Below are 25,501 nucleotides of genomic sequence, written 5' to 3' on the forward strand. Positions count from 1 at the left end.
TGACAAAGAAGCGCTTTTTGCTTCTGCCGGCGGAGTTGAAGTTTCGGAGTTTCTAGGAGGCGACACTAGACAAGCGGCTCGAGGCGCTAGGCGCTGGAGCTGGATTAAGAAAACCTGGATAGTTATCCACATTGAAAATATTTTATAATTTCCTATTAAACAAAAAATACCATGCATCCGCATGGTATTTGATTACGTATGTAGGAAGAGTCCCAATCGTGCCGTCGTGTTGGTTGCCTTCGTCTTGAACCCGCTCTCAGCAGGTGGGTGTCCTGTCCCGGGTTTCTGTAAGTCCTCTAGCCAGAGGCATTTACGCGGCCCAGAAACGCGAACTCCCGAAGGATAGATGTTAGGTCAAAACTTCAGGTTAAACAACGAACACATCAGGACTCTTCATCTCTTGTTATTATATTACCACACGCCTGAATGAACTTCAAGGATCTGGCTAATGGATATTACTGGTCTTTTTTAATATTTAATGACAAATGCAGTTCATCGAGCTGCGCTCCGCTTACCTTGCCAGGAGCGTCTGTGAGCAGGTCGCTTGCGCTTGCCGTTTTCGGGAAGGCAATCGTATCGCGAAGATTAGTTCTGCCAGCAAGGAGCATGACCATTCTGTCAAGGCCCAGGGCGATTCCGCCATGTGGAGGCGTTCCATATTCAAATGCCTCAAGAAGGAATCCAAACTGCTCGACTGCCTGTTCCTTTGTAAAGCCAAGCACTGAGAACATTTTTTCCTGGACATCTCTTTCGAAAATCCTTAGAGATCCGCCACCTAGCTCATAGCCGTTGAGAACAAGGTCATATGCCTGTGCCTTAACACTTGTTGGATTGCTCTCCAGCTTAGCAAGATCTTCGCGCGCCGGCATCGTGAATGGATGGTGTGCCGCGAAATAACGGTCTGCTTCCTCGTCGAACTCCAATAGTGGCCAATCTGTAATCCACAGGAAGCTGAATTTGCTCTGGTCAATCAATCCGAGCTCTTTTCCAAGCTTCAAGCGCAACGCTCCTAGCGCATTTGCTACAACAGACTTCTTATCGGCAACGAACAGAATGAGGTCACCAGCTGAAACTTCTAACTTCGCCTGAATTGCTGCCTGTTCTTCTTCTCCAAAGAACTTCGAGATTGGCCCTTTCAAGCCGTCCTCTTCCGATTTCAACCATGCAAGCCCTTTGGCACCGTAAACAGAAACAAACTCAGTCAAACCATCAATATCCTTGCGTGAATAGTTTGTTGCGGCACCTTTTACATTGATTGCTTTCACCTGGCCGCCGTTTGCTACTGCAGAAGCAAATACCTTGAAGCCAGAATCTTTAACCGTTTCTGAAAGATCGACAAGTTCCATTCCAAAACGAGTGTCCGGTTTATCTGAACCAAAGCGGCTCATTGCTTCTTCATAGCTCATGCGAGGAAACGGCTCAGACACATCCATGCCTTTAACATCCTTCATGACCTTTTGCATCATTTTTTCAATCAAGCCCATGATCTCTTCCTGGCTCATGAAACTTGTTTCAATATCGATTTGCGTGAATTCCGGCTGTCTGTCAGCTCGGAGGTCCTCATCGCGGAAGCAGCGGGCAATCTGGTAATAGCGTTCAAAGCCGCCAACCATCATCAGTTGTTTAAAAATCTGCGGCGATTGAGGAAGAGCGTAGAATTCACCTGGATGAACACGGCTTGGCACCAGATAGTCACGTGCTCCCTCAGGTGTGCTCTTTGTTAAAATCGGAGTTTCTACATCAAGGAAGCCTTCGCCATCAAGGAAGTCACGAATCGCTTTTGTTACCTGATGTCTCATCTTAAAAGTTTCGAACATTACCGGACGACGGAGGTCGAGATAACGATATTTCAAACGAACATCTTCTGATACATCTGTTTTGTCAGCAATCACGAAAGGTGTCGTTTTCGCTTCATTGATGATTGTCAGTTCCTCAGCCTGGACTTCAATCCTTCCAGTCTTAAGATTTTCATTGATGCTTCCTTCACTGCGGCCGATGACTGTCCCTTTCACATCCAGAACGTATTCAGTACGGACTTTTTCAGCGAGCGAAAGCGCTTCTGTTGAAACGTCAGGATTGAAAACAATCTGGACAAGGCCTGTCCTGTCGCGCAGGTCAATAAAAATCAGGCCACCCAGGTCACGACGCTTCTGGACCCAGCCTTTAAGCGTTACCTTTTCACCAATTGCTTCTTCTGTTACTTCACCGCAAAAATATGATCTCCCAAACATCTAAACTCCCCCTCTACTTACAAATCTCCTTGAATTTTTCAATAAAACTCTCTAGCGGCAGTTCTGTTTGTTCCCCGTCCGCCATTGATTTCAGGTTGATTTTATTAGCTTTTAATTCATCTTCACCCAGCACTGCCACATATCTAGCATTCATCCGGTCAGCAGCCTTGAATTGGGCTTTGATTTTACGTTCCTGATAATCTCTTTCCGCAGAGAATCCGGCCATTCTCAGATTGTGGAGCAAGCCAACAGTATAATCTTTGGCTTCATCCCCTAATGAAACGAGGTAGCAATCAATTCCTTCATTGACTGGAAGCTCAACTCCCTCTGCTTCCAATGCTGCAAGCAATCTTTCAATGCTTAATGCAAATCCGATACCAGGTGTTTCGGGTCCGCCGATTTCTTCGACAAGGCCATTGTATCTGCCTCCGCCGCAAAGAGTGGTGATGGCTCCAAAGCCTTCAGCATCACTCATGATTTCAAAGGCTGTGTGATTATAATAATCCAATCCGCGCACCAGATTGGCGTCAACTTTGTATTCAATCCCTAAATCAGTCAAATACTTAGTCACTTTACTAAAATATTGAGCTGAATCATCTGTCAGATAATCGATGATCGATGGTGCGGACTTCATCAATTCGTGTTCACGGTCTGCTTTGCAATCCAGGATTCGCAGTGGATTTTTTTCAAGACGGTTCTGGCAGTCGCTGCAGAATTCCCCGATCCGGGGCTGGAAGTGGCTAACTAAAGCATCCCTGTGAGCTTTTCTGCTTTTCTTATCACCCAGGCTGTTCACAACAAGCTTGAGCTTTTTCAATCCAAGCTCCTTATAAAGTGACATGGCAAGGGAAATCACTTCGGCATCAATCGCAGGGTCTGCACTTCCCATTGCCTCAACACCAACTGCACAAACTGGCGGAAACGGCCTGCCTGCGGGCGTTCATAACGGAACATCGGTCCCATGTAGTAAAGTTTCACTGGCTGATTAGGACTTCCAAACATTTTATTTTCGACAAACGAGCGAACAGCCGCTGCTGTGCCCTCAGGACGAAGCGTCAGGCTGCGGTCACCCCTGTCAGTGAAGGTGTACATTTCTTTTTGGACTATATCTGTTGTGTCACCAACGCTTCGTTTAAACAGATTTGTATGCTCGAAAATCGGAGTTCTTAATTCCCGATATTGATATCTTTCACAAAGTTCTCTCGCCTTCGCCTCGATGAGCTGCCATTTCTCTGTCTGGCCTGGCAAAATGTCCTGTGTTCCGCGAGGGATATTGATTTGATTAGCCACAGTTCATCCTCCTCCATTCATTTAAAATCATTTAATAAGCTCTTACTTATAACTGGCCCTGGAACATCGCAAATCTAACAACATTCCGATGAAAAGCTAGCCTTATGAAAAAAAGAATACAAAAAAGCCCCCAATCCCTTGCTATAATAACAAGGGACGAGAGCTTTGAATTCCCGTGGTGCCACCCTAATTGAAGCGCATGAATGCACTTCCTCTTTAACAGTTAACGCCTGAATACGTCATCTCCTAATGATGGAATTACCCATGTTCAGAGAAAATCCTACGGAGTGTTCATTCACCAGGTCATCATGCAGAAATGCTTTCAGCCACGGCATTTCCTCTCTTTTCACGTGTATCAAGGCTACTATGCTCCATCAACGGTATGTTTTCTATATAACATTTTATTTATATTATAATACGGAGTAGAAATGGCAATGTCAAGCACTATTCAGGAACGTTCAATCTGTTTTTTCAGTTTTCTTACATCACGGAGAGACAGCCCAAATTCTGAAGCTAATTCTACAGTGTTTGTGCTTTGTTCCTTTTGGATAAAATCGTGGAAATCCACTCCGAATAATTGATTCTCCCCAAATGAAGCAGATCTTCCTTTATCACTGAACCGCATGGTATCACCTTCCAATGTTTTATTGCTTACTATTCTTCCCAGTCCATATGATAATTTTTCATGAATTTACGATATTCTTTTTACACTTGAATTTTCTCGTTCTATACCGATATAAGAGAAAAGTCCTCGTGATTTTACCGGAAAAATCCGGTAATATATTTTTATAGAGATTAAGAGAGGGAGGGAGATCATTGCCCCAAAACAGAATGGTTCCTATCATCCTTTGCTTGATGCTTATTTTTGGGAGCCTTCCAGCTTTAGAATCAGCTCGGGCAGATAATGGAAGTGTCTCGATAACTGCAACAAGTTTGAATGTAAGGACTGGACCGGGACTAAGTTACCCGATATCAGGTTCAGTTAAAAAGGGGGAAAAGTTTTCAATCGTCAAGGAGGAAGGCGATTGGATCCAGATTAGCTTAGGAGGCAGCAAAAAAGGATGGGTAGCGCAATGGTTTACTGCCAAGGAAGCTGCAAAAACAGCTGTTTCACCAATTGTCTCGCCAAATGCCCAATCCTCAGGCAGTGTCACAGTGAATGGTTTGAGGGTAAGGAAAGGACCGGGCACCAACCACCAGGTAATAGGGTCGTTTAACAGTGGACAAGCTGTCGAAGTCCTTAGCTCCAATGGTAATTGGGCAGAAGTGCGTACGAAAGACTTACGAGGCTGGGTCTCAAAGGAATACATAACTTCAAAAGAGAGCAAGGAAAAGGATACTCCGCCTGTCATTACCAAAACAAGCGGAACGGTCAACGCTACTTCCTTGAATGTCAGGGAAAAGCCATCATTGAACTCTGGCAAAGTTGGTCAATTAAGTTATGGATCTGCAGTTACAGTCCATTCCCAGTCAAATGGCTGGGCGGAGATATCTTACGCAGGGAAAAGCGCCTGGGTAAGCGCTGAATATTTGAAAATCGGTGAAAAACCAGCGGCTGACAGTGGAAAGTCTCCTGCGCCGGTTGATCAATTCACTGGCACAGTAACCGCTTCCCAGCTGAATGTCCGGGACAAGTATTCACTGGATGGCCGCGTCATTGGTTCTGTATCAAAGGGACAAAGCTTTAAAATCCTTGATGAACAAAATAATTGGGTCAAGGTTGAATTCCAGCCTGGCAAAACAGGTTGGGCTGCAGGGTGGTTTTTCGTTAAAAAGAAAAACGGGCCAGTCGCTGCACCTAGCCAGTCTGTGAAAAACAGCAGTGTCTCCATGCTTCATAACGGCACAAACATACGTAAAGGTCCAAGCACCGGCACAGCCGTCATTTTTCGTGCCAATCAGGGGGACAGCTTTGAAATCATAAGCGTCGAAAAAGATTGGTATAAAATCGCACTTCCAAACGATGCTAGCGGATTTGTAGCTGGATGGATTGTTTCTGTACAGGGAACTGCCCCGCAAATAGAGCGGCCGGGAGCAGAAAAGCATACAAAAAATAAAACAGTCGTCATCGATCCAGGACACGGCGGCAGAGATAATGGGACAACTGGTGTAAGAGGAACATTGGAAAAATCACTCACCCTGAAAACAGCCCAGCTTTTATATGACAAGCTAAGAGCCGCAGGAACAAACGTTATCCTGACAAGAAACAATGATCAATACATTTCACTAGGATCAAGGGTCAGCAGCTCCCACTACCATAATGCCGATGCGTTTATCAGCATTCATTACGACAGCATTAATGATAGGACTGTCAGGGGGATGACGACTTACTATTACAATTCAAAACAAAAGCCATTGGGTGAACAAATCCATTCTTCGGCTGTAAGCAAAACAATGTTGAAGGATCGGGGCACTCGGTTTGGAGACTATCATGTCATCAGGGAAAACAAACGAGCAGCCGTCCTCCTGGAACTAGGTTATCTGAGTAATCCCGCGGAAGAGATGCTTGTTAATACACCTCAATATCAGGAAGCGGCAGCTAACGGGATCTTTGAAGGACTTGCCCGATATTTTAAAAATAATTAAGCAGACCATTAATACTTTTGAAAATTCCCGACTGAAGACAGTGCAACTGTCTTCGGTCTTTTTTCTTGTAAAAGTACCCTTATAGCCTCGAAGACTGACGTATAAGGGTGTCTTTCTTCACGAAAGGTACCCTTATCTCCTCGCAAACTAACACATAAGGGTGTCTTTCTTCGCGAAAGGTACCCTTATCTCCTCGCAAACTAATGCATAATGGTGTCTTTCTCCACGAAAGGTACCCTTATGTCATTGAATCCCTCCCCAAAAGGGTATCTATAGGCACAACAAGTGCTCTTATACTAAAAAGAAGGTATCCACAATGGGATACCTTCTTTACATTCGGCTTATTTACTATCGATTATCAATGTAACTGGCCCGTCATTTGTCAATTGAACGTCCATCATGCGCCAAATACACCGGTTTCAACCTTAATTCCTTTTTCAGCAAGGAAGCTGTTGAATGCTTCATAGACAGTTTCTGCATGGTCTGGTTTCGCTGCATCCATAAAGTTCGGGCGTCGCCCTTTGCGGCAGTCACCAAACAGGGTAAACTGCGAAACGGAAAGAATCTCTCCTTTTACATCGAGAAGGGACAAGTTCATCTTTCCTGTTTCATCTTCGAATACCCTGAGATTCGCTGCCTTCTCGGCAAGAAAGGCAGCATCTTTTTCTGTATCATCATGGGTAACGCCCACAAGGATGACAAATCCCTTGTTAATGGAGCCTGTTATCTTTCCATCGACTGTCACTTTAGCTTCTTTGCTTCTCTGTATCACTAAACGCATCGCGAATCTCCTTACACACTATCTCTTAGTGGTTCATTGAAATCAGCCTAACTCATTACCCTTCTGACAGCATAGATGTCCGGGATTTGCTTGATCCGATCCACGACCTTTTGCAAGTGGCTGACATTATGGATGGCGATTGACATATTGATGGTCGCCATCTTATTTTTGTCGGATTTCCCGGATACCGCGGTAATGTTTGTCTTCGTTTCATTTACGGCCTGCAGTACTTCGTTCAGCAATCCCCTGCGGTCATAGCCGCTGATTTCAATATCAACATTGTATTCTTTGCGGTCATTCAAGGCAGTTTCCCATTCTACCGGAATCAGCCTTGCCTGCGCATCCTCTGTATGGATATTCGTGCAATCAGAACGGTGAACAGATACTCCCCTGCCTTTTGTGATAAAGCCAACAATATCGTCTCCAGGTACAGGGTTACAGCAACGGGATAGCCTGATCAGCAAATTATCAATACCAGACACCCGGACGCCAGACTCACGCTTCTTGGCAGGTGAAAATGATTTAAGCTCGGAAACAGCATTTGAAATGTCCTTTTCCTGTTCCATGTCACGCTGCTTGCGCAATTTTTCTGTCAGTCTGTTCGCGACCTGCAGCGCTGTTATACCGTTATAGCCGATTGAAGCAAACAGATCTTCCTCATTGGTGAAATTATACTTCTCCGCAACCTTTTTCAGGTTCTCAGATGTCAAAATTTCTTTAACATCAAAATCCATATTGCGGATTTCTTTTTCGAGAAGTTCACGGCCCTTTTCAACATTTTCGTCTTTCTGCTGCTTCTTGAAGAAATGGCGAATCTTGTTTTTAGCCTGGGAGGTCTGGGCAAGCTTTAACCAGTCTTTGCTCGGTCCATAAGAATGTTTTGAAGTTAGGATTTCTATGATATCCCCCGTTTTCAGCTGGTAATCCAGCGTCACCATCTTGCCATTGACCTTGGCGCCAATCGTCTTATTGCCGATTTCAGAGTGGATCCGGTAAGCGAAATCGATTGGAACTGAACCTGAAGGCAATTCGATGACATCGCCTTTTGGGGTGAAAATAAATACCATATCCGAGAAAAGATCAATTTTTAGAGATTCCATGAACTCTTCTGCATTCGCAGTATCATTTTGGAATTCAAGGATTTCACGGAACCATGATAGCTTCGTTTCAAAATTGGAGGCGTCAGTTGGTTTGCCCTCTTTATATGCCCAGTGGGCTGCAACCCCGAATTCTGCGATCCTGTGCATTTCATCAGTCCTTATCTGGACTTCCAGCGGATCGCCTTTAGGCCGATTACTGTAGTGTGCAGTGACTGATACATATTAGGCTTTGGCATCGCGATATAGTCCTTGAATCTGCCTGGCATAGGTTTCCAGCATGTATGGATAATCCCCAGGATTGCGTAGCAGTCTTTGATGCTGTTGACGACGATCCGGACAGCCAGCAAATCATAAATTTCATTGAACTGCTTGTTTTGCATAACCATTTTACGATAGATGCTGTATATGTGCTTCGGCCTTCCGGAAATTTCAGCCTTGATTGAAACTTCACTCAGCCTTTCCTTCACTTCGTCAATAACTTCAACAAGATATTGCTCACGTTCCGCTCTTTTCTTTTTCATCAGGTTGACGATACGGTAATACTGCTGCGGATTCAGATAGCGTAAAGCTGTATCTTCAAGTTCCCATTTGATTTTTGAAATACCGAGCCTGTGAGCCAGCGGCGCGAAAATTTCAAGCGTTTCATTCGATATCCTGCGCTGTTTTTCACTCGGCAGATGCTTCAAAGTCCTCATGTTATGAAGGCGGTCAGCCAGCTTGATCAAGATGACACGGATATCCTGCGCCATCGCAACAAACATCTTCCGGTGATTTTCGGCCTGTTGCTCTTCATGCGACTTGTACTTTATTTTGCCAAGCTTCGTGACACCGTCAACAAGCATTGCCACTTCGTCATTGAAGGCCTCTCTTATGTCATCAAGAGTCACATCCGTGTCCTCGACGACATCATGAAGAAAACCTGCTGCAACCGTAGCCGGGTCCATCTCAAGGTCAGCCAGGATCCCTGCCACCTGGATTGGGTGGATGATGTACGGTTCACCAGATTTCCTGAATTGGTCATGATGAGCCTGTCTGGCGAACTCATATGCCTCTCTTACCATTTCAACATGTTCATTATTCAAATATGATTTTGTACAGTCAATGACTTGTTCTGCGGTCATTACCTGGTCATTCGCCATAGGATCACCTAATTTAAATTTCTTTATATTAACCCGCATTTTCTCTCCAGCGGGAACCAAGGAAAGAGTCGACTAAAAATGAAAATCCTTATATACAATAATTATTCTTATAAAGGATTGTTACTATTATCAAAGAAAAAATCGAAGATGTAAAGAGAAAGGAAGAGATTTTACAGCAGAATTCAAAAAAATTGTCGAAAGATATTTTATTTCATTAAAATAAAGTGTTATTTTTGCAAACCTGGATGCCTTCGAATGAATTTGCTGATTATAAGAAAAGGGCACTTCACAATGAAGCACCCGGTCAAATTTAATATTGCATCAAGGTTAAAATATCATAGCCATCCAGCTTTTTGCGGCCATCTAGATAAGTAAGTTCAATCAGGAAGGCGATACCTGCCACGATTCCTCCTAGTTCTTCAACCAGCTTGATCGTTGCATCAATCGTTCCGCCAGTTGCCAGCAAGTCATCGGTAATCAGGACTCTTTGTCCTGGCTTGATCGCGTCTTTATGGATTGTTAAAACGTCACTGCCATATTCAAGTCCGTAATTGACCTTGATTGTTTCGCGCGGAAGCTTTCCTTCCTTCCTGACAGGAGCGAAACCTACGCCATGTGCATAGGCAACCGGACAACCGATGATGAAGCCGCGAGCTTCTGGACCGACTACAAGGTCAATTTGCTTTTCACGGGCATAGGCTACGATTTGGTCCGTTGCATATCTATAAGCCTCGCCATTGTCCATTAAGGTTGTGATGTCCTTAAATTTAATGCCGGGCTTTGGCCAATCGGGAACGATTGTTACAAATTGTTTCAAATCCATTGAATAATTGCCTCCTCATTTTTCACCGACTCTTGAATGAATTGATCAAACCAATTCTTCAATTGCTCATACGATGAATAGAGCAATTCGTTTTCAAGAGCGAATGCATGCACCTTGTGCTGATATGTTTTGGATTCAGTTAAATCCCTTTTCGGGACATCTTTTTCTAGTGAAATAAACCCATTGTTTATTTTAACAAAATCTAGTTCAAAAAACACCTGCGACATGAAATCTATTGTTTCTTTTGTCCACCCTCTGTGCTTGGCCAATTCGCCGCCATAACGTTTAAGATCGAATGGCCCTTTCTTTGCGAGGAAAGCGTAAAACCATTTGAAATGCTCCCTGGTTGGCATAGTCGTGAAGAAATCGCTGTTTTCTTTGTAAAAATGCACATAAATCCTTCCTGGATTTTTCCGGCAAATAATTTCTCCAGAATATCTTTGGAAGGCGGCAGATCCATCAGCACGACATAGGATTGGTCTAACTCGATTTGCTCAGCTTTCTCATCTGTGGATACCAGTTCCAATGAGTCTCCGAGAATAGGAGAAAACTTATTTTTCAAATCGGAATTAAAGAGGATCCACTTAATATTACTCCCTGGAATCATTTCTGGAAGCTTTTCCAATCTTTTAAGCCCGCGGAAATCGAATAGCTGCCAGGACTTGACGGCTATGTCCCTGAGAAAAATCTGCGGCTTCTTGATATTGTTCCATTCATTGATCGACAGTTCGCCGATGACCGAAATCTTCGAGCTCGGCGAGATATGGTCATGGAGATGTCCAAAGCCGAATCCGATTCCATCTATCACAGTACCTTCCTCTTCAAGTGCCAGCTTAAGATGTGACTGATCTGCACCTATCTTTCTCAGGGTTGAAATATTAGCTCCATCAATCAGCACTTTCGGTTTAGGATTGCTCACACCATAAGGAGAAAGCATTCCGAGTTCATTTATCGTTTCAATGGTAATCTCTTTAAGTTCAATCCTGGCATCGATATGGGACACAGGAATCAAATCTTCTCCTTTAAGTTGTTCTTTCGCCAAGGCATTCAACCTTGACCTTAATTCGTCAACATCATTAAGATTTAATGTCATGCCCGCTGCCATTGGATGGCCGCCAAAGTGCGGAAGGATATCTCTGCAGGTTGATAGATTCTTAAAAAGATCGAACCCAGCGATACTGCGTGCAGAACCCTTCGCAAGCCCCTTCTCTTTATCAAAACTAAGCACAATCGTTGGACGATAATATTTTTCAACGAGCTTGGAGGCTACGATACCAATGACTCCTGCGTTCCAGCCTTCTTTGCCGACGACAAGGACAGAATTATCTTCTATTGGATAATACATTTCCACTTCTGCAACTGCTTCTTCGGCAATTTGTGAAACAATGTTCTGGCGTTCTTTATTGACTGAATCAATCTCTTCCGCAAGCATCATTGCCTCTTCCGGATCATGAGTCATCATCAATTGAACGGCAGGGTCAGCGCTGCCGAGTCGTCCGGCTGCATTAACCCTCGGGCCAATCATAAAGCCGATTGTTTCTTCATCAATGGCTGTCCTGTCTGTTTTAGCCAGTTTAAGCAGTGCATTCAAACCAGGCGTCTGGGTCGACTTCAATTTCTCAATTCCCCTAAGAGCAATCAGCCTGTTCTCTCCCATTAGAGGTACAAGATCAGCAATTGTCCCGATAGCCGCAAACTCCAACAAATGCTCCGGTACTCTCCCAAGCAAAGCGTGCGCAAACTTAAAAGCGACACCTACACCAGCTAAATCCTTGAAAGGGTATACACTATCGTCCAGCTTTGGGTGGATGATAGCAAATGCATCCGGCAGGACTGGACCTGGTTCATGATGGTCCGTTATGATCAGGTCGACACCTAGGTCTTTGGCAACCTTTGCTTCATGAATAGCTGAAATGCCCGTATCGACAGTAATGATCAAGCCAACTCCGCTGTCTGCGGCACTCCGAAATGCTTTCCCATTAGGACCGTACCCTTCTGTGAAACGGTTCGGTATGTAATAGTCGGCGTTCGCTCCGAGTTCAACCAGGGCTTTCATCAGGACCGTCGTACTGCTTACACCATCTGCATCATAATCGCCAAATACCAAAATCGGCTCTTGCGTTTCTATTGCCTTATTGATCCGCCCAACTGCCTTATCCATATCTTTAAGCAAAAACGGATCGTGAAATTCACTTTTTTGCCCAAATAAAAAATACCGGGCATCTTCCACGGTATCCAGTCCGCGATTGACTAACAAGGAAGCAGTCAGATGATTTATGTTCAGATCTTTAGCGAGTGAATCTATTATTGTCTGGTCAGATTTTTTAACAATCCACCTTGATTTTGGCTTTAACATACGTTCACCTCTCAGCTTTTTCATTATACAAAAGCAAAGAGTCCGTTTCAATGACAATGAATGCTAATAAGGGGCTTTTAATTTAAGAAAAGTAAAGATTTATACAAATAAAGTAAAATGGCAGCATATTTTTATGCTGCATTTTACGGTTTAATGAATATCTTCTATTTCATGCTGGGGTGCTGTTTCCTCCGGAAGAGTTTCCTTTTGGGCCAGCTGAGCTTCTAGTGAATTGTTTTTCTTCTTCAAAGTCTTTACTTCCCTTTGAAGCACAAACATCCTGAATAGACCGACAGAGCCAACAATGATTCCGCCCATCAATACTGAGCCTAAAATGACCAAAATTAACGGCCATTCTGATTCCCCAAATAAATAGTTCACTGTTACTGGATCGACATTTATGACTGCAAAAACAGCGACAATCAATGCAAATGCAAGTCCCAGCAGCAATGTCCATTGAAACTTCACGCTATCTCCCCCCTGAGGCTTATTGAATATCTACGTCATCTTCAGTACTTCCACTTCCACTGTATGGGTTTATATGGACCAGAACGTTTTGGACATTTTTGTTTTCCATCAGTTTCTTTTTCACGGTTTTTCCAATCCGATGGCCCTGTTCTACGGTAATATGTGGATCAACAGATATCTTCAAATCAATGATAACATAGTGGCCGTGCTCTCTGGCATGTAATTCATCCAACTTTTTCACTTCTGGTATGGACTGTACCACCGTCCTGAATTCCTTAGTATCCTCTTCATGAAGCACATGGTCAAGTGTGTTGTGGATTGATTCCTTGCCAAGCTTCCATGCCATCCTGATGACCAGCAATGCTACAAGCAGTCCGGTCACCGGGTCGGCATATTCCAGCCAGCCTATTCCAAAGATGCCGCCCAGCACGGCAGCGCTGATCCCTATAAGTGCTGCTATGGAAGAATAAACATCCGATCTATGCTCATACGCATTGACGATCAGCGCATCACTTTTCAATTGCTTACCTAATTTGTATTTGTACCTGAACATTCCCTCTTTAACTATAATTGAAACGACAACCGCCACAATCGCGATTGATTTGGGAGGTTCAATAGGATGAAAGAACGCCTCGAACGATGACCTGCCGATTTCGACACCCACTAGCATCAATAAGACTGCAACAATGATTGCTGCAATTGATTCGGCCTTTCCATGGCCGTAAGGATGGTCTTCATCCGGCGGAGCTTTCGCTGCCTTGAGGCCTATGTACACTGCTAAAGACCCGACCACATCAGAGGCAGAATGCACAGCATCCGCTACAAGCGCTTTACTGTTCGCATAAATGCCTACTCCCCACTTTAATCCTGCAAGTAAAATATTTCCAACAACGCCGACCATTGCCGCAAACTCAGCTTTCTTAAATCGATCATCTTTTTCCAATAGCAAAATCCCTCCCTGTACAAAGCTTTTATCCGCATTCTGTTTTTTCCACCATATTTAGTCTGTCGGCATTCCTTTTATTTTATCCTGAAAAATGGCTTTTCTAACCATAGACGAAAAAATACCACGGGGTAACCCCGTGGTATTTTAATTATGCTTTTATGAAATTAAACTTGCGGCTCATCTGAGTAAACTTTCTTTTCCTTGTAAGTCTTGATTGTGCCTTTTTTCTTAAGCTCTTTATTTTTCCATACATACCAAAGCTGTGCTGCAATGAAAATGGAAGAATAAGTACCGGCAATCAGGCCAATAAGAAGGGCGAAAGAGAAATTCCAGATTGATGTACTTCCGAAGATCAACAGAGCCACAACTGTTATGACAACAGTCAGGATTGTGTTAACCGAGCGGCCAAGTGTCTGGCGAAGAGCAGAGTTCACTACATCCGCAATATCTTCAGGTGTCTTCAAGCGTTTCTTCTTCACCATATTCTCACGCATCCTGTCGAAAGTAACAATCGTATCATTGATTGAATAACCGACAATTGTCAGGACGGCTGCGATGAAGGTAATATCACTTCGAGCCTTGTCAGACTGAATAGAACGATAATAAAGAAAGCATCATGAAGCAGTGCGATTATAGCGGCCAGCGCCATGTATATCTCGAATCGGATCGTTACATAGATAATGATCCAACTGAGGCAATGGCAATAGCAATCATGGCATTTTTAGCCAGTTCCTTACCGATTGTAGGTGAAACTGTACCGACGTTTGGTTCAGCTCCGAACTCTTCTTTAAAGTGGGATTTCAGTTCGGAAATTTTGTCCTTTGTTAAAACCGTTTTAAATCTTGCAACGCCAATTTCTCCATTATCACCAGAAATGACAATATCGTTTGTTTCAAGATCAACTTGCTTAAGTTCTTCCTTCAATTGTGCCGCAGTAAGTTTGCTGTCAGACATGACCTCTACCCTTGTCCCAGCCGCAAAATCAATTCCAAGATTCAGGCGGAACACTAGTAGGGTAATCAAGCCTATGCCGATTAAAACTGCTGAAGCAATAAAGAATTTATTGCGACCTTTGATGAAATCAAAACGGTCAAATTTAGTTTTTAAATCCATTGAATCCAAGCCTTCAGAAATATCATGTACTTCACTTTGCTTAACACCGAATAAGCCTGGTTTATTTTTGAACAAACCGCTATTCACAAGCAGGCCAAGGAAAAGTCGTGCTCCGAAAACTGCCGTGATGAAGCTTGCCAGGATACTGATGATCAGCATGGTCGCAAAGCCTTTTACAGAGCTTGTACCATATGCGAATAATACGATTGCCGCTAGCAAAGTCGTGATGTTGGCATCAAAGATCGTAGACAGTGAGCCTTTGCTGCCCGCGTCAAACGCCGCTTTGATATTGCGGCCAACCTTCAATTCTTCTTTAATCCGTTCATACGTGATGATATTCGCATCCACTGCCATACCAACACCGAGGATCAACGCCGCGATACCAGGCAGTGTAAGTACCCCATTCATCCAGTCAAATACAAGCAGGATGAGGTAAACGTAAATTGATAACGTAATGACTGCGACTATACCCGGGATACGATATAAAGCAAGCATAAATAAGAAAACAGCAAGAATGCCGATGATTCCAGCAAAAACTGTTTCATTTAAAGCCTGTTCACCGAACTTGGCTCCAACCGAAGTAGAGTAGGTTTCTTCAAGATTAACCGGTAACGAACCTGCATTAAGCAGGGAAGCTAGCTGTTGGGCTTCTTCAATTGTAAAGGTGCCTGTGATTTCAACATTTTTTTGATTTAAAATCTTATCAACATTTGGATTGGAGAGGAACCTAGGTTCAGGCTTCATCCTTTCTTCCTTATAGGAATCCTTGCCTTCCTCGAAATCCAGCCAGATAATCAGCTGATTCTCCGGATACATATCACGGATTTCCTTTGTGATCTCCCCGAATTGGTCCCCATCTTTAAGAGTAATCGATATGCTTGGCTTGTTTTGCGGGTCGAAGCTTTGCTTCGCTCCGTTTTCCTCCAAGTCACTTCCATCCATCATGACGCGGTCGTTTACGTCACGGAAGGTAAGATTCGCTTCGGTAGATAGAATCTCACGCGCTTTGTTCTGGTCTTTTACGCCAGCGAGCTGAACGCGAATGCGGTCATCTCCTTCAATTTGAATATTCGGTTCACTGACACCAAGGACGTTGACCCTTCGTTCAAGCGCTTCAGCAGTGCTCTTTAAAGTTTCACGGTCAACTTTCTCGCCCTCTTTTCCATTTAAAGGTGTGACTTCATAAAGAACCTCAAAACCACCCTGCAGGTCAAGGCCAAGTTTGATATCTTTCAATATATTCTGGGTTGTTGCACCCATGGCACTTCCGATTAAAATAACCAGCAAAAAGAAGGCCAAGATGCGGCTGCGTTTTACCATTATGTATAAATCCTCCTTATTCTTTGCACACAACATGCTGCCAGACAAATAAAACATTAGACTAAGAAAATAAACAGTAGCCAATTTATAGCATTCTAATTATGTAACAGTTTAAAAAAACTGTCAATTAAGCTTTTTCCGTTAACTGAATAAAGAAAGTCTCTCACTTGAAAAATCCGGTTTGTGGCTTTTTCGGATATTATCTCGAAAAAGCCCTTAAGGTAAGATTCAGAGGAAATGCCCTTTATTCTCAAACTTACCTTCATTTAAAAAGTTCTTTCCGTTCTTCTTCATTATCAAGGGCAAAATCTCCTATTTTGAAGGCTTCAACGGTGGTGAAATTCATTACTTCCCCAATTTTTGCTGATAAAATATCAGCCACGATTTCATACATTTGTACTTCTTCTTTCGGTTTCTTCCACTTTTTCTTCGTAAGATAATCCCATAATTCTTTTTCTTTAACCTGTTCATAACCGAATATTCCGAATTCTTCGACTTTACTTTCCAATGCCGGCTTCACTTGCCTGTAAAACCGTCCGTATTGATGGCTTGGATTCATCCACTGGCCCCCTCGTCCAATTTTCTAGTCTGAATGTTCTAACCTTGTCATGCTTTGTCCACTTTCTCGCATATAGTTAATTGTATATGAAATATGCATTTTTGAGAAGGCAGGGAGCGGAATGTCGAAGTTTTTAAAAGGAACCTTTATTTTGTTAATGGCCGGGCTCGTCACAAGAGTGCTTGGTTTCATAAATCGAATCGTCATTGCCCGCTTCATTGGTGAAGAAGGTGTTGGTCTTTACATGATGGCCTTCCCTACTTTGGTGCTTGTCGTGACGATTACACAGCTGGGTCTCCCGGTTGCGATTTCAAAAAATGTGGCTGAAGCCGAGGCAAGAGGCGACTTCCGAAAAATCAAGAAAATCCTTGTCGTTTCGCTTGCATCCACTATATCTCTATCTATTGTCTTTACACCGGCTCTTATTTTCCTTGCCCCATACTTGTCTGAAACATTGTTCACGGATTCCAGGACGCAATGGCCGCTGCTTGCCATCGCTCCGATCGTACCAATCGTTGCGATATCATCGGTGCTCCGCGGCTACTTCCAGGGAAGGCAGAACATGAAGCCTTCAGCCACTTCGCAGGTTATTGAACAGCTTGTACGGATAACCTTGATTGCCGTACTGACAAAGGCCTTCATGCCATACGGTATAGAATATGCTGCTGCCGGCGCAATGATTGCTTCTGTAATTGGGGAGCTCGTTTCATTAATTTATTTAATGACCACCTTTAAGCTTAGGAAGAAGTTCCCTCTGCGGAAAAACTTTTTTCAATTCGTCAACTCTGGAAAATCGACCTTTAATGATCTGATGAAAATCGCATTGCCAACAACTGGTTCGAGAATGATCGGCTCGGTTTCATGGTTCTTTGAACCGATTGTTGTTGCGCACAGCCTGGCAATCGCTGGCGTTGCGGCCGTTGCGGCAACAAAGCAATATGGAGCATTGACTGGCTTCGCCATGCCATTATTGTTACTGCCATCATTTATCACCTATTCCCTGTCGACCTCTCTCGTCCCGGCAATCAGTGAAGCAAACTCTAAGAAAAATACAAAAGTAATCGAACACCTTTTACAGCAGTCTCTTCGCTTTTCACTTTTAACAGGCGGCCTTGCTGTCGTCGTCCTTTACATACTGGCCGAACCGTTAATGACGTTAATGTATGGATCTTCAAATGGTGCACATTTTATAAAGCTAATGGCACCCTTCTTCCTTTTTTATTACTTTCAAGGGCCACTGCAGGCAGCATTGCAGGCTCTTGACTTAGCAAGGGCCGCAATGATTAACAGCCTGATCGGGAATCTTGCCAAGACTGCTCTCATTTTCCTGCTGGCAAGTCAGCCTGCGTTTGGCATCAATGGTGTAGCACTTGGGATGGTAATGGGAATTGTTCTAATCACGCTTCTTCACTTCGCTACAATGCTTAAGGCTGTTTCCTTCACCTTTTATATAAAGGATTACATTAAGATGTTCGCGCTTATCATACTTTCAGGTTCTCTCGGATTCCTTCTCTGGGGCTGGTTGGATGCAAGCCTTGGACTTACTGTCAAAGTATTGGCAAGTACAGTCTTGATGGGGGGAGTATATATTGTTCTCGCTATTGCTCTTGGCTTGATCAGGAAGAATGAACTTCTCCGCATCCGGTCTGTCATATCTTCTTTTTTCAAGAAAACTCATATGTAAAAGGCTGAAACTGCTAATTTAAAACAACACCACATAAAAACGTGGAATTCATGTCCACGTTTTTATCTGTCTTTCATATCAATATAGAATTCACCGTTCTGGAAACTGCAAAAAGAAATGTCCTTAGTTTCCTCATATCCATTTTTCTTTAATTCCTGAAGCAGCCAAACTCTTGATTTGTCAATCATATCAAGATTGTCTTCCTGTATTTCTCCGTCAACGATTAATGGCAGGGCCAGACTTCCATTGTCCTCTTGTCCATCCTTGTTCCCCTGACTTTTTTGGAAAATAGAAAGTGTCCCTGATGGCTCAAGGATTGCATATTTCACATCAGCTATATTCCCTACATCCTTTTCACGCAATTGAAGTAGCAAATCATCAAAGTTATACCTTTGAGATCTCATCGCCTTCTCGTCTATTTTCCCATTATTAATGATTATTGTCGGCTTTCCATCCACGATATCCCTGAATTTTTTGCTTTTAAGCGAAAGGATTGCCAGTGTAATTTGAATGATGACAAGTATACTGATTGGGAGAAGAGTGTCGACCAAGGGATCTTTCGTATTTTCTATGGCCATGGATGCCATCTCAGCAATCATGATATAGACAACCAAATCCAGGATACTCAATTCACCGATTTCCCTTTTTCCCATTAAACGAAAAATCAAAAGGATCAATAAATAAAGGAGAACTGTCCTAAAAAGGATGATGAAATATTGTTCCACTTTCCCCCCGCCCTTCACACTGCATTCCTCTTTAGTCTTTTACGCAGAACTAAATTAATACTTATTGTTTCAGGAATTTTTTAATAAGTTCCTGAATAAAAACTGATTCTATTTGTCCATTTTCATGAATATGCTTGTACTAGGCAATTCCCGTTTAGAGGAAATAGATTAGAGAGGAGAGGGGTTAATGGAATCCAAAAGTTTAGGCAGGGCCGTCCTGTACGGGGTGATTGCAATATTCCTATTGGCAATCATGAGCAGTTTGATATTTTCTCTTCTTTTAAGGTTCACTTCCGTCCAAGAGTCTTCGCTTCAATACATCATGACATCTATATCTTTTTTATCCATTTTCATCGGCGGCTTTATCACTGGCGGGAACGGAAAAGAAAAAGGCTGGATGATCGGAGGAACTACGGGGCTGGCTTATTCTCTGATAATTTTTCTGTTCCAATACCTGGGTTATGACAGTTTATTCACACTTGAACAAGTTATCTACCATATTTGCTATATACTTACGGCAATGATGGGAGGTATCCTCGGGGTAAACATCGTCGGCGGTCCATCGAAGGCATAAAAAGAAGCGAACAGAGTTCGCTTCTTTTTTCGTTAGATAAGAACGTTTATTTCACTTCGATAACTTTCTAGCTCCAGCGCCTAGCCCCTCGAGTCGTTTCGGTCCGCCCAATGAAGTCAAAGAACGACTTCACCGGTCGGCCCTCCAACGCTTGTCGGGGCTGGACAAGGCGCTTTCGCTTTTAGTTATATTCCTGCTGATTCCTTGACATCGCGAATCGCCGCGCGGTCATATGTAAGACGGCTTCCGTCTCCACATTTGATGACAACAGTGCCTTCATCAAGTGCATCAACAAATCCATGCAAACCGCCTATTGTTACTACCTTATCACCTTTTTGCAAGTCGCGTTGCATTTGCTGAACCGCTTTTTGCCTCTTTTGTTGAGGGCGGATCAGTAAAAAGTAGAACAATACAAACATCAGCAATAGCGGGAATACTGTACCTAATAATCCTTCCATTCATTTTTCACTCCTTTCATTGGTTGGCATTGTCCGCATAGCGAAACAGCCTTATTAAAAGCAGTTTATTTAGAAGTTTTTGGCATTCGGCTTATTGTAGCCATATTGCTCAAAGAACTCTTCTCTAAAATCCCCCAGACGGTCTTCACGGATTGCCTGTCTGACCTGCTCCATTAATTTTAACAGAAAATAGAGATTATGGTAAGAAGTAAGTCGAATTCCAAACGATTCATCCGTTTTAATCAAGTGGCGGATGTACGCCCTGCTGTAATTCTTGCACGTGTAGCAATCGCAGTTCGGATCTAATGGTCCAAAATCACGCGCGAATTTCGCGTTCTTGACGACCAATCTTCCCTCGCTCGTCATCAATGTGCCATTCCTGGCAATACGAGTTGGCAGCACACAATCAAACATATCAATTCCGCGGATGGCACCATCAATCAATGAATCTGGTGAACCTACCCCCATTAGATAGCGCGGCTTATCCGTTGGCAGCCATGGTGTGGTGAATTCCAGCACTCTGTCCATGACATCCTTCGGTTCGCCGACTGAAAGGCCCCCGACAGCATAGCCAGGGAAGTCCATTGAAACAAGGTCCTTCGCACTCTGCTTTCTTAATTCCTCATATTCTCCGCCCTGGACGATTCCAAATAAACCCTGGTCCTGTGGACGCTGGTGCGCTGTCAGGCAGCGCTCTGCCCAGCGAGAGGTCCGTTCTACCGACTTTTTCATATAATCATATTCAGCAGGGTATGGCGGGCACTCATCGAATGCCATCATGATATCTGACCCGAGGGCGTTCTGGATTTCCATTGCTTTTTCGGGAGAAAGGAAAAGCTTGTCCCCGTTCAAATGGTTGCGGAAGTGGACGCCTTCCTCTTCGATTTTCCTGAACTCGCTCAAAGAGAACACCTGGAATCCGCCTGAATCTGTAAGGATGGCTCGGTCCCAGTTCATGAATTTATGCAGGCCGCCTGCCTCCTTGACTATTTCATGGCCTGGCCTTAACCAAAGATGGTAAGTGTTACTCAGGATGATTCCTGCACCCATCTGGACCAATTCTTCAGGTGACATTGTTTTAACGGTAGCCAATGTGCCTACCGGCATGAAGACAGGAGTTTCAAAGGACCCATGAGGCGTATGTACACGCCCGAGCCTTGCTCCTGTTTGCTTACAGGTCTTAATTAATTCGTAACGGATTGCGGACAATGTTTAAGCTCCTTCCAGAAGTACAAATTCACTATATGTTTCTATTTTACGAAAAGCTGTTTTCGTAAAGATTGTTGTTAAAATCCTAAAGCCGATTTTAACGTAATGCATACCCATTTTGCAGGTCGTTATTAAGTTTGCATGTTCTTTTCTCAAAAGAACCGTCAACTTTACGAAGGAATATAGGTAATTCAATTCAATTTTATATTTAATATCAACAAAGTTTGAGAAAAGAGCGTTACGAAAAGCATGAGAAAACTATAATATCAACATTGCATCGCCGAAGCTGAAAAAGCGATACCTTTCCTCTACTGCATTATTATAGGCATTAAGGACATTATCGCGTCCAGCCAAAGCACTCACAAGCATGATTAACGTCGATTTGGGAAGATGGAAGTTGGTAATCATCCCATCAATTGCTTTGAACTCATATCCAGGATAAATAAAGATATTGGTCCAGCCAGTTTCAGCGACAAATTTACCATCATTGGCAGTGGCAATGGTTTCAAGCGTACGCGTTGAGGTTGTTCCCACGGTAATGATACGTCCGCCCTGCTCGCGTACAGAGTTCAACAGCAATGCCGTTCCTTCTGTCACCTGGTAAAACTCTGAATGCATGTCATGCTCTTCGATCGAATCAACACTGACAGGCCTGAATGTTCCCAAACCCACGTGAAGAGTGATAAAGCAATATGGATGCCCATTTCCTTAATTTCCTCAAGCAGTTCCTCCGTAAAATGCAAGCCAGCCGTCGGTGCCGCTGCAGAACCTCTTTCCCTTGCGAAAACTGTCTGGTATCTGTCCTTATCCTCCAGCTGCTCCTTGATATAAGGAGGCAGAGGCATTTCACCAAGCTGTTCCAGCACTTCATAGAAAATACCGTCATATGAAAATTTCAGATTCCTGCCGCCATGTTCAGCTTCCCCTGTGCATTCTGCGGTCAATAATCCGTCTCCAAAGACGATTTTTGTGCCTTCCTTCACTCTCTTCGCCGGCTTGATAAGCGTTTCCCACTCATCTCCATCTAGCTGTTTCAGGAGTAGGACCTCAATTTTTGCTCCCGTGTCTTCTTTCATGCCAAAAAGCCTTGCCGGAAGAACTTTTGTGTCATTCAGGACGAGGCAGTCACCCGGATTGAGATAGTTTTTGATGTTCTTGAAAACATCATGTTCTATTTTGCCCGATTCTTTATTTAAGATCATCAGCCTGCTTTCCGCTCTTTGTTCAAGCGGAGTCTGGGCAATTAGTTCCTCTGGCAAATGGAAATCAAACAAGTCTACTTTCATGTTGTCACCCTTACTAAGTTTTCTTTATATTTTGTTGTTTTCATCTTAATCGTCCAATAAAGTAAAAGATCGCAGATAAGATAATGCTTGCCAGGATGGACGTCACGATTGGAAAGTAAAAGGTCGTGTTGCCTTTTTTAATGACGATGTCTCCTGGCAGCCTTCCAAAATTGACAAACTGCATGATGAACCCAATGATGAAAATGGCTGCTCCCGCGATCATCACGAATTTTGCCGCTCCTGTCATCGTTCAGGCACCTCCATTTGAAAATGTCGGTAAACTGCCTCCGTTACAATTCTTCCCCTTGGAGTTCTCTGCAAAAAACCGATCTGCAATAAATATGGTTCATACACATCTTCAATCGTCTGCGATTCCTCTCCAATGGTTGCAGAGATAGTCTCTAACCCGACGGGACCGCCGCGATATTTTTCGATGATGCCTTTGAGCAATTTATGGTCAATATGGTCTAGCCCCAAGCGGTCTACCTGCATCAGTTCCAATGCTTCCTGGGCAAGAGTTTCCTCTACGGCGCCATTGCCGCGCACCTGCGCAAAGTCGCGTACTCGCTTCAATAGGCGGTTGGCGATCCTCGGTGTCCCTCGGGATCTCCTTGCTAGCTCCTGAGCAGCCGGCCAGTCGATGTCAGTTTCCAGAAGCTCAGCTGTCCTGACGACAATATCAGTAAGCTGTTTCTCATTATAGTATTCCAAACGGCTCAAAACTCCAAACCTGTCTCTTAATGGAGCTGACAGCGAACCAGCTCGGGTTGTCGCACCAACAAGCGTGAACGGGGGAAGGTCAAGCCTGACAGATCTGGCACTTGGCCCTTTCCCAATGACGATATCAAGGCAAAAGTCTTCCATGGCAGGATAGAGTACTTCCTCGATCGTTCTAGGAAGCCTGTGAATTTCATCAATGAACAGGACATCGCCAGGTTCCAATGCCGTCAGGATGGCTGCCAGGTCACCAGGCCTTTCGATCGCAGGTCCGGATGTGGTCCTGAGGCTGACGCCCATTTCGTTGGCGATAATTGCCGCCAGCGTTGTCTTACCCAAACCAGGCGGTCCATAAAGCAGCACATGGTCCAGTGTTTCACGCCTCATTTTAGCCGCTTCGATAAACACTTCAAGATTTGCTTTGACTTTATCCTGACCGATATATTGCCTCAGTGTCTGCGGTCGCAGGCTCTGCTCAAATGAAACATCCTGGTCGCCCGCTTCACTGCAGAGGATTCGTTCTTCCATCTGTTTCTCACCCTTCTAATAAGCTGGTTAACAGATCATTTTTAACACAGCGTTACTTTAATAGCTTCTGTAATGCTTTCTTGATATATTGGTCTGTCGTCAACTTTTCTTTCTTCAACTCTGGAGTGATTTTGCGAATTTCTTTTTCTGAGTAGCCAAGTGCCTTCAGTGCCAATACAGCTTCATCAAACTCGGTCGACTGGCTTATGGTGGCAGCAACCTCGTCCGAATTGAAAAGGTTAGGGAAATAATCCGGCACAAGATCATGCAGCTTTCCCTTTAAATCGAGGATCATTTGTCTTGCAGTCTTCTTCCCAACACCAGGGAACTTTACCAGGAAAGACTCATCTTCACTTTCAATAGCCTGAACCACTTGTCCTGGTTCTCCTGAGGCAAGGATGGCCAGTGCCCCTTTTGGACCGATTCCCGAGACATTCAAGAGTCTTGTGAAAAGTGCTTTTTCCTCACGATTTTTGAATCCATAGAGGGCCATCAGATCTTCTCTGACATAATGATATGTAAAAATACAAATCTCTTTACCTGCTTCTTTTGTGAATGCAAATGGATTTGGTGTCATGATTTGATACCCAATCCCGTTGTTTTCAATGACTATATATTCAGGACCGACGAAATCGACGGTACCTTTTATGAATTCATACAATACACTCGCCCCTCTGCTTTGCTGTAACTCATTTTAACATACTCTTTTAAAAGGTATGAATAAAAATATGCGGAAAAGCGAACGTATGATCATTTTTATAAGAAAAGGGCAAGCGCCTTGGTCAGCCCCGACAAACGTTGGAGGGCCGACCGGTGAAGTCGCTTTTTGACTTCATCTGGCGGACCGAAACGTCTTGAGGGGCTAGGCGCTGGAGCTAGACACTAATCAAAGTGGATAAATTTATACTTTCTTAAACAATAATAAAATCTCTCCGAAACCTTAAGGAAACACAAATAAGAGCCAGTCAGCCCGGCTCTTCACTGTTTTCCCTCACCGTATATGGTTTAAAAGTCTCCAATACATCTTCATAGCATTGTTTATTCCGGATTGGAATCCCTTTTTTCAATTGATCTCGTTTAATGCTTTCAAGTCTGCCAAGGTCGATTTGAAAGAACGATTGAATGATATTCGAACCATCAGGCCTTCCATTAAAAATAGTAAGTACCCCTTCATCTGACAATCCGAAATATCCGTTTGCTTTCAATAACGGCGATATATCATCATATTCCTGTTTGAACACAGCCTTATTCGCTTCCATATCTACTAGCTGCCATTCGTCATATTTGGCCCAAAAGTCTTCCATTGACCAAAACGTTTCTTCAATACGTTCCTCACTCATTTCACCATCAAGATAAACCCTTTGCAAAATGATTGTGACCTTAAGAGGTTCATGGATTGCATGGACTGCTTCTTCAGGCTTCTCAGCAAAAACCGGCTCTGTCTGAAGTACCAAACTGTATCCCGATAGACCCATTAGGAGTATAACAGCTGTACTGAACGTTTTTAATAATTTGATTGAAGCCATTGCTGTCCACCTCTCTTATTTGCTAAAATTTGTTCAATTTCTTTTCCACTAATAGTTTAGCCAAAATTATCTTATTTATCCT

The 25,501-nt window shown here is 43.6% G+C and carries 16 protein-coding genes, 1 other RNA gene, 6 pseudogenes and 1 other annotated feature; of the genes and pseudogenes, 3 read left to right on the forward strand and 20 right to left on the reverse strand.

What is annotated here, in order from left to right; genetic code table 11:
- Window positions 1-205 precede the first annotated feature (205 nt).
- The 4 genes and pseudogenes from ssrS to JCM21738_RS24685 form a co-directional block, all read right to left on the reverse strand.
- A non-coding RNA gene (ssrS, locus tag JCM21738_RS22930) (6S RNA) lies at window positions 206-393 on the reverse strand.
- Window positions 394-455: 62 nt separating this feature from the next.
- Entirely contained in the window at window positions 456-2,231 is a 1,776-nt protein-coding gene (gene aspS / locus JCM21738_RS02195; protein WP_023627184.1) for an aspartate--tRNA ligase, read from the reverse strand.
- Window positions 2,232-2,244: 13 nt separating this feature from the next.
- Window positions 2,245-3,509: pseudogene (gene hisS / locus JCM21738_RS02200) on the reverse strand (histidine--tRNA ligase).
- Window positions 3,510-3,670: 161 nt separating this feature from the next.
- Window positions 3,671-3,908: a binding site (T-box leader), on the reverse strand.
- A 61-nt stretch (window positions 3,909-3,969) separates the two neighbouring features.
- Complete coding sequence (locus JCM21738_RS24685; protein WP_023627182.1) at window positions 3,970-4,146, reverse strand: hypothetical protein; 177 nt, start codon at window positions 4,144-4,146, stop codon at window positions 3,970-3,972.
- Window positions 4,147-4,337: 191 nt separating this feature from the next.
- Here JCM21738_RS24685 and JCM21738_RS02210 point away from each other — a divergent pair, with 191 nt between their 5' ends.
- Window positions 4,338-6,107: an N-acetylmuramoyl-L-alanine amidase family protein gene (locus JCM21738_RS02210; RefSeq protein WP_023627181.1), complete on the forward strand. Its 1,770-nt coding sequence runs from the start codon at window positions 4,338-4,340 to the stop codon at window positions 6,105-6,107.
- A gap of 341 nt (window positions 6,108-6,448) precedes the next feature.
- On the opposite strand, the pseudogene dtd reads toward JCM21738_RS02210, so the two are convergent.
- The 8 genes and pseudogenes from dtd to JCM21738_RS02250 form a co-directional block, all read right to left on the reverse strand.
- Window positions 6,449-6,888 (reverse strand): annotated as a pseudogene (dtd, locus tag JCM21738_RS02215) (D-aminoacyl-tRNA deacylase).
- Between the two features lie 47 nt (window positions 6,889-6,935).
- Window positions 6,936-9,127: pseudogene (locus JCM21738_RS02220) on the reverse strand (RelA/SpoT family protein).
- Between the two features lie 310 nt (window positions 9,128-9,437).
- Complete coding sequence (locus JCM21738_RS02225) at window positions 9,438-9,950, reverse strand: adenine phosphoribosyltransferase (RefSeq protein ID WP_023627178.1); 513 nt, start codon at window positions 9,948-9,950, stop codon at window positions 9,438-9,440.
- Window positions 9,941-12,330: pseudogene (recJ, locus tag JCM21738_RS02230) on the reverse strand (single-stranded-DNA-specific exonuclease RecJ). The gene JCM21738_RS02225 and the pseudogene recJ overlap by 10 nt, the downstream one beginning before the upstream one ends.
- A gap of 126 nt (window positions 12,331-12,456) precedes the next feature.
- Complete coding sequence (locus JCM21738_RS02235) at window positions 12,457-12,774, reverse strand: LapA family protein (protein ID WP_023627176.1); 318 nt, start codon at window positions 12,772-12,774, stop codon at window positions 12,457-12,459.
- 19 nt (window positions 12,775-12,793) lie between these two features.
- Entirely contained in the window at window positions 12,794-13,675 is an 882-nt protein-coding gene (locus tag JCM21738_RS02240) for a cation diffusion facilitator family transporter (protein WP_500778539.1), read from the reverse strand.
- Between the two features lie 209 nt (window positions 13,676-13,884).
- Window positions 13,885-16,153, reverse strand: a pseudogene (secDF, locus tag JCM21738_RS02245) (protein translocase subunit SecDF).
- Window positions 16,154-16,415: 262 nt separating this feature from the next.
- Window positions 16,416-16,712, reverse strand: a complete 297-nt coding sequence (locus JCM21738_RS02250) for a post-transcriptional regulator (protein WP_023627173.1) — start codon at window positions 16,710-16,712, stop codon at window positions 16,416-16,418.
- Window positions 16,713-16,833: 121 nt separating this feature from the next.
- Between JCM21738_RS02250 and spoVB the strand changes: the two genes are divergently transcribed.
- Complete coding sequence (gene spoVB, locus JCM21738_RS02255) at window positions 16,834-18,396, forward strand: stage V sporulation protein B (protein WP_023627172.1); 1,563 nt, start codon at window positions 16,834-16,836, stop codon at window positions 18,394-18,396.
- Window positions 18,397-18,458: 62 nt separating this feature from the next.
- On the opposite strand, the gene JCM21738_RS02260 is transcribed toward spoVB, so the two are convergent.
- Window positions 18,459-19,121 (reverse strand): DUF421 domain-containing protein, encoded by a 663-nt coding sequence (locus tag JCM21738_RS02260; protein WP_031308353.1) that lies wholly within the window; start codon window positions 19,119-19,121, stop codon window positions 18,459-18,461.
- A gap of 187 nt (window positions 19,122-19,308) precedes the next feature.
- Between JCM21738_RS02260 and JCM21738_RS02265 the strand changes: the two genes are divergently transcribed.
- Entirely contained in the window at window positions 19,309-19,695 is a 387-nt protein-coding gene (locus tag JCM21738_RS02265) for a TIGR04086 family membrane protein (RefSeq protein ID WP_023627170.1), read from the forward strand.
- Window positions 19,696-19,880: 185 nt separating this feature from the next.
- On the opposite strand, the gene yajC is transcribed toward JCM21738_RS02265, so the two are convergent.
- The 7 genes and pseudogenes from yajC to JCM21738_RS02300 form a co-directional block, all read right to left on the reverse strand.
- Complete coding sequence (gene yajC / locus JCM21738_RS02270; protein ID WP_023627169.1) at window positions 19,881-20,153, reverse strand: preprotein translocase subunit YajC; 273 nt, start codon at window positions 20,151-20,153, stop codon at window positions 19,881-19,883.
- 69 nt (window positions 20,154-20,222) lie between these two features.
- On the reverse strand, window positions 20,223-21,362 hold the full coding sequence (gene tgt / locus JCM21738_RS02275) for a tRNA guanosine(34) transglycosylase Tgt (protein WP_023627168.1): 1,140 nt from the start codon (window positions 21,360-21,362) through the stop codon (window positions 20,223-20,225).
- A gap of 258 nt (window positions 21,363-21,620) precedes the next feature.
- A pseudogene (queA, locus tag JCM21738_RS02280) lies at window positions 21,621-22,648 on the reverse strand (tRNA preQ1(34) S-adenosylmethionine ribosyltransferase-isomerase QueA).
- A gap of 40 nt (window positions 22,649-22,688) precedes the next feature.
- Window positions 22,689-22,895: a DUF2905 domain-containing protein gene (locus JCM21738_RS02285; protein ID WP_023627166.1), complete on the reverse strand. Its 207-nt coding sequence runs from the start codon at window positions 22,893-22,895 to the stop codon at window positions 22,689-22,691.
- A complete protein-coding gene (gene ruvB, locus JCM21738_RS02290) occupies window positions 22,892-23,893 on the reverse strand; it encodes a Holliday junction branch migration DNA helicase RuvB (RefSeq protein WP_023627165.1) in 1,002 nt (333 codons plus the stop codon). Before ruvB ends, JCM21738_RS02285 begins: the two co-directional genes overlap by 4 nt.
- Before the next feature lie 52 nt (window positions 23,894-23,945).
- A complete protein-coding gene (gene ruvA, locus JCM21738_RS02295) occupies window positions 23,946-24,554 on the reverse strand; it encodes a Holliday junction branch migration protein RuvA (protein WP_023627164.1) in 609 nt (202 codons plus the stop codon).
- Between the two features lie 304 nt (window positions 24,555-24,858).
- Entirely contained in the window at window positions 24,859-25,419 is a 561-nt protein-coding gene (locus tag JCM21738_RS02300) for an intercompartmental signaling factor BofC (RefSeq protein ID WP_023627163.1), read from the reverse strand.
- Window positions 25,420-25,501 lie beyond the last annotated feature (82 nt).

Source organism: Mesobacillus boroniphilus JCM 21738 (assembly GCF_000517385.1).
GTDB lineage: Bacteria > Bacillota > Bacilli > Bacillales > Cytobacillaceae > Mesobacillus > Mesobacillus boroniphilus.

Bases quoted from the DNA above. Each gene is read 5' to 3' on its own strand.
- JCM21738_RS02285 (WP_023627166.1), bottom strand. From the start codon at position 22,895: ATGACAGGAGCGGCAAAATTCGTGATGATCGCGGGAGCAGCCATTTTC.
- JCM21738_RS02240 (WP_500778539.1), bottom strand. From the start codon at position 13,675: ATGGTCGGCGTTGTTGGAAATATTTTACTTGCAGGATTAAAGTGGGGA.
- aspS (WP_023627184.1), bottom strand. From the start codon at position 2,231: ATGTTTGGGAGATCATATTTTTGCGGTGAAGTAACAGAAGAAGCAATT.
- spoVB (WP_023627172.1), top strand. From the start codon at position 16,834: ATGTCGAAGTTTTTAAAAGGAACCTTTATTTTGTTAATGGCCGGGCTC.
- JCM21738_RS02265 (WP_023627170.1), top strand. From the start codon at position 19,309: ATGGAATCCAAAAGTTTAGGCAGGGCCGTCCTGTACGGGGTGATTGCA.
- JCM21738_RS02225 (WP_023627178.1), bottom strand. From the start codon at position 9,950: ATGGATTTGAAACAATTTGTAACAATCGTTCCCGATTGGCCAAAGCCC.
- JCM21738_RS24685 (WP_023627182.1), bottom strand. From the start codon at position 4,146: ATGCGGTTCAGTGATAAAGGAAGATCTGCTTCATTTGGGGAGAATCAA.
- JCM21738_RS02300 (WP_023627163.1), bottom strand. From the start codon at position 25,419: ATGGCTTCAATCAAATTATTAAAAACGTTCAGTACAGCTGTTATACTC.
- yajC (WP_023627169.1), bottom strand. From the start codon at position 20,153: ATGGAAGGATTATTAGGTACAGTATTCCCGCTATTGCTGATGTTTGTA.
- JCM21738_RS02250 (WP_023627173.1), bottom strand. From the start codon at position 16,712: ATGAATCCAAGCCATCAATACGGACGGTTTTACAGGCAAGTGAAGCCG.
- ruvB (WP_023627165.1), bottom strand. From the start codon at position 23,893: ATGGAAGAACGAATCCTCTGCAGTGAAGCGGGCGACCAGGATGTTTCA.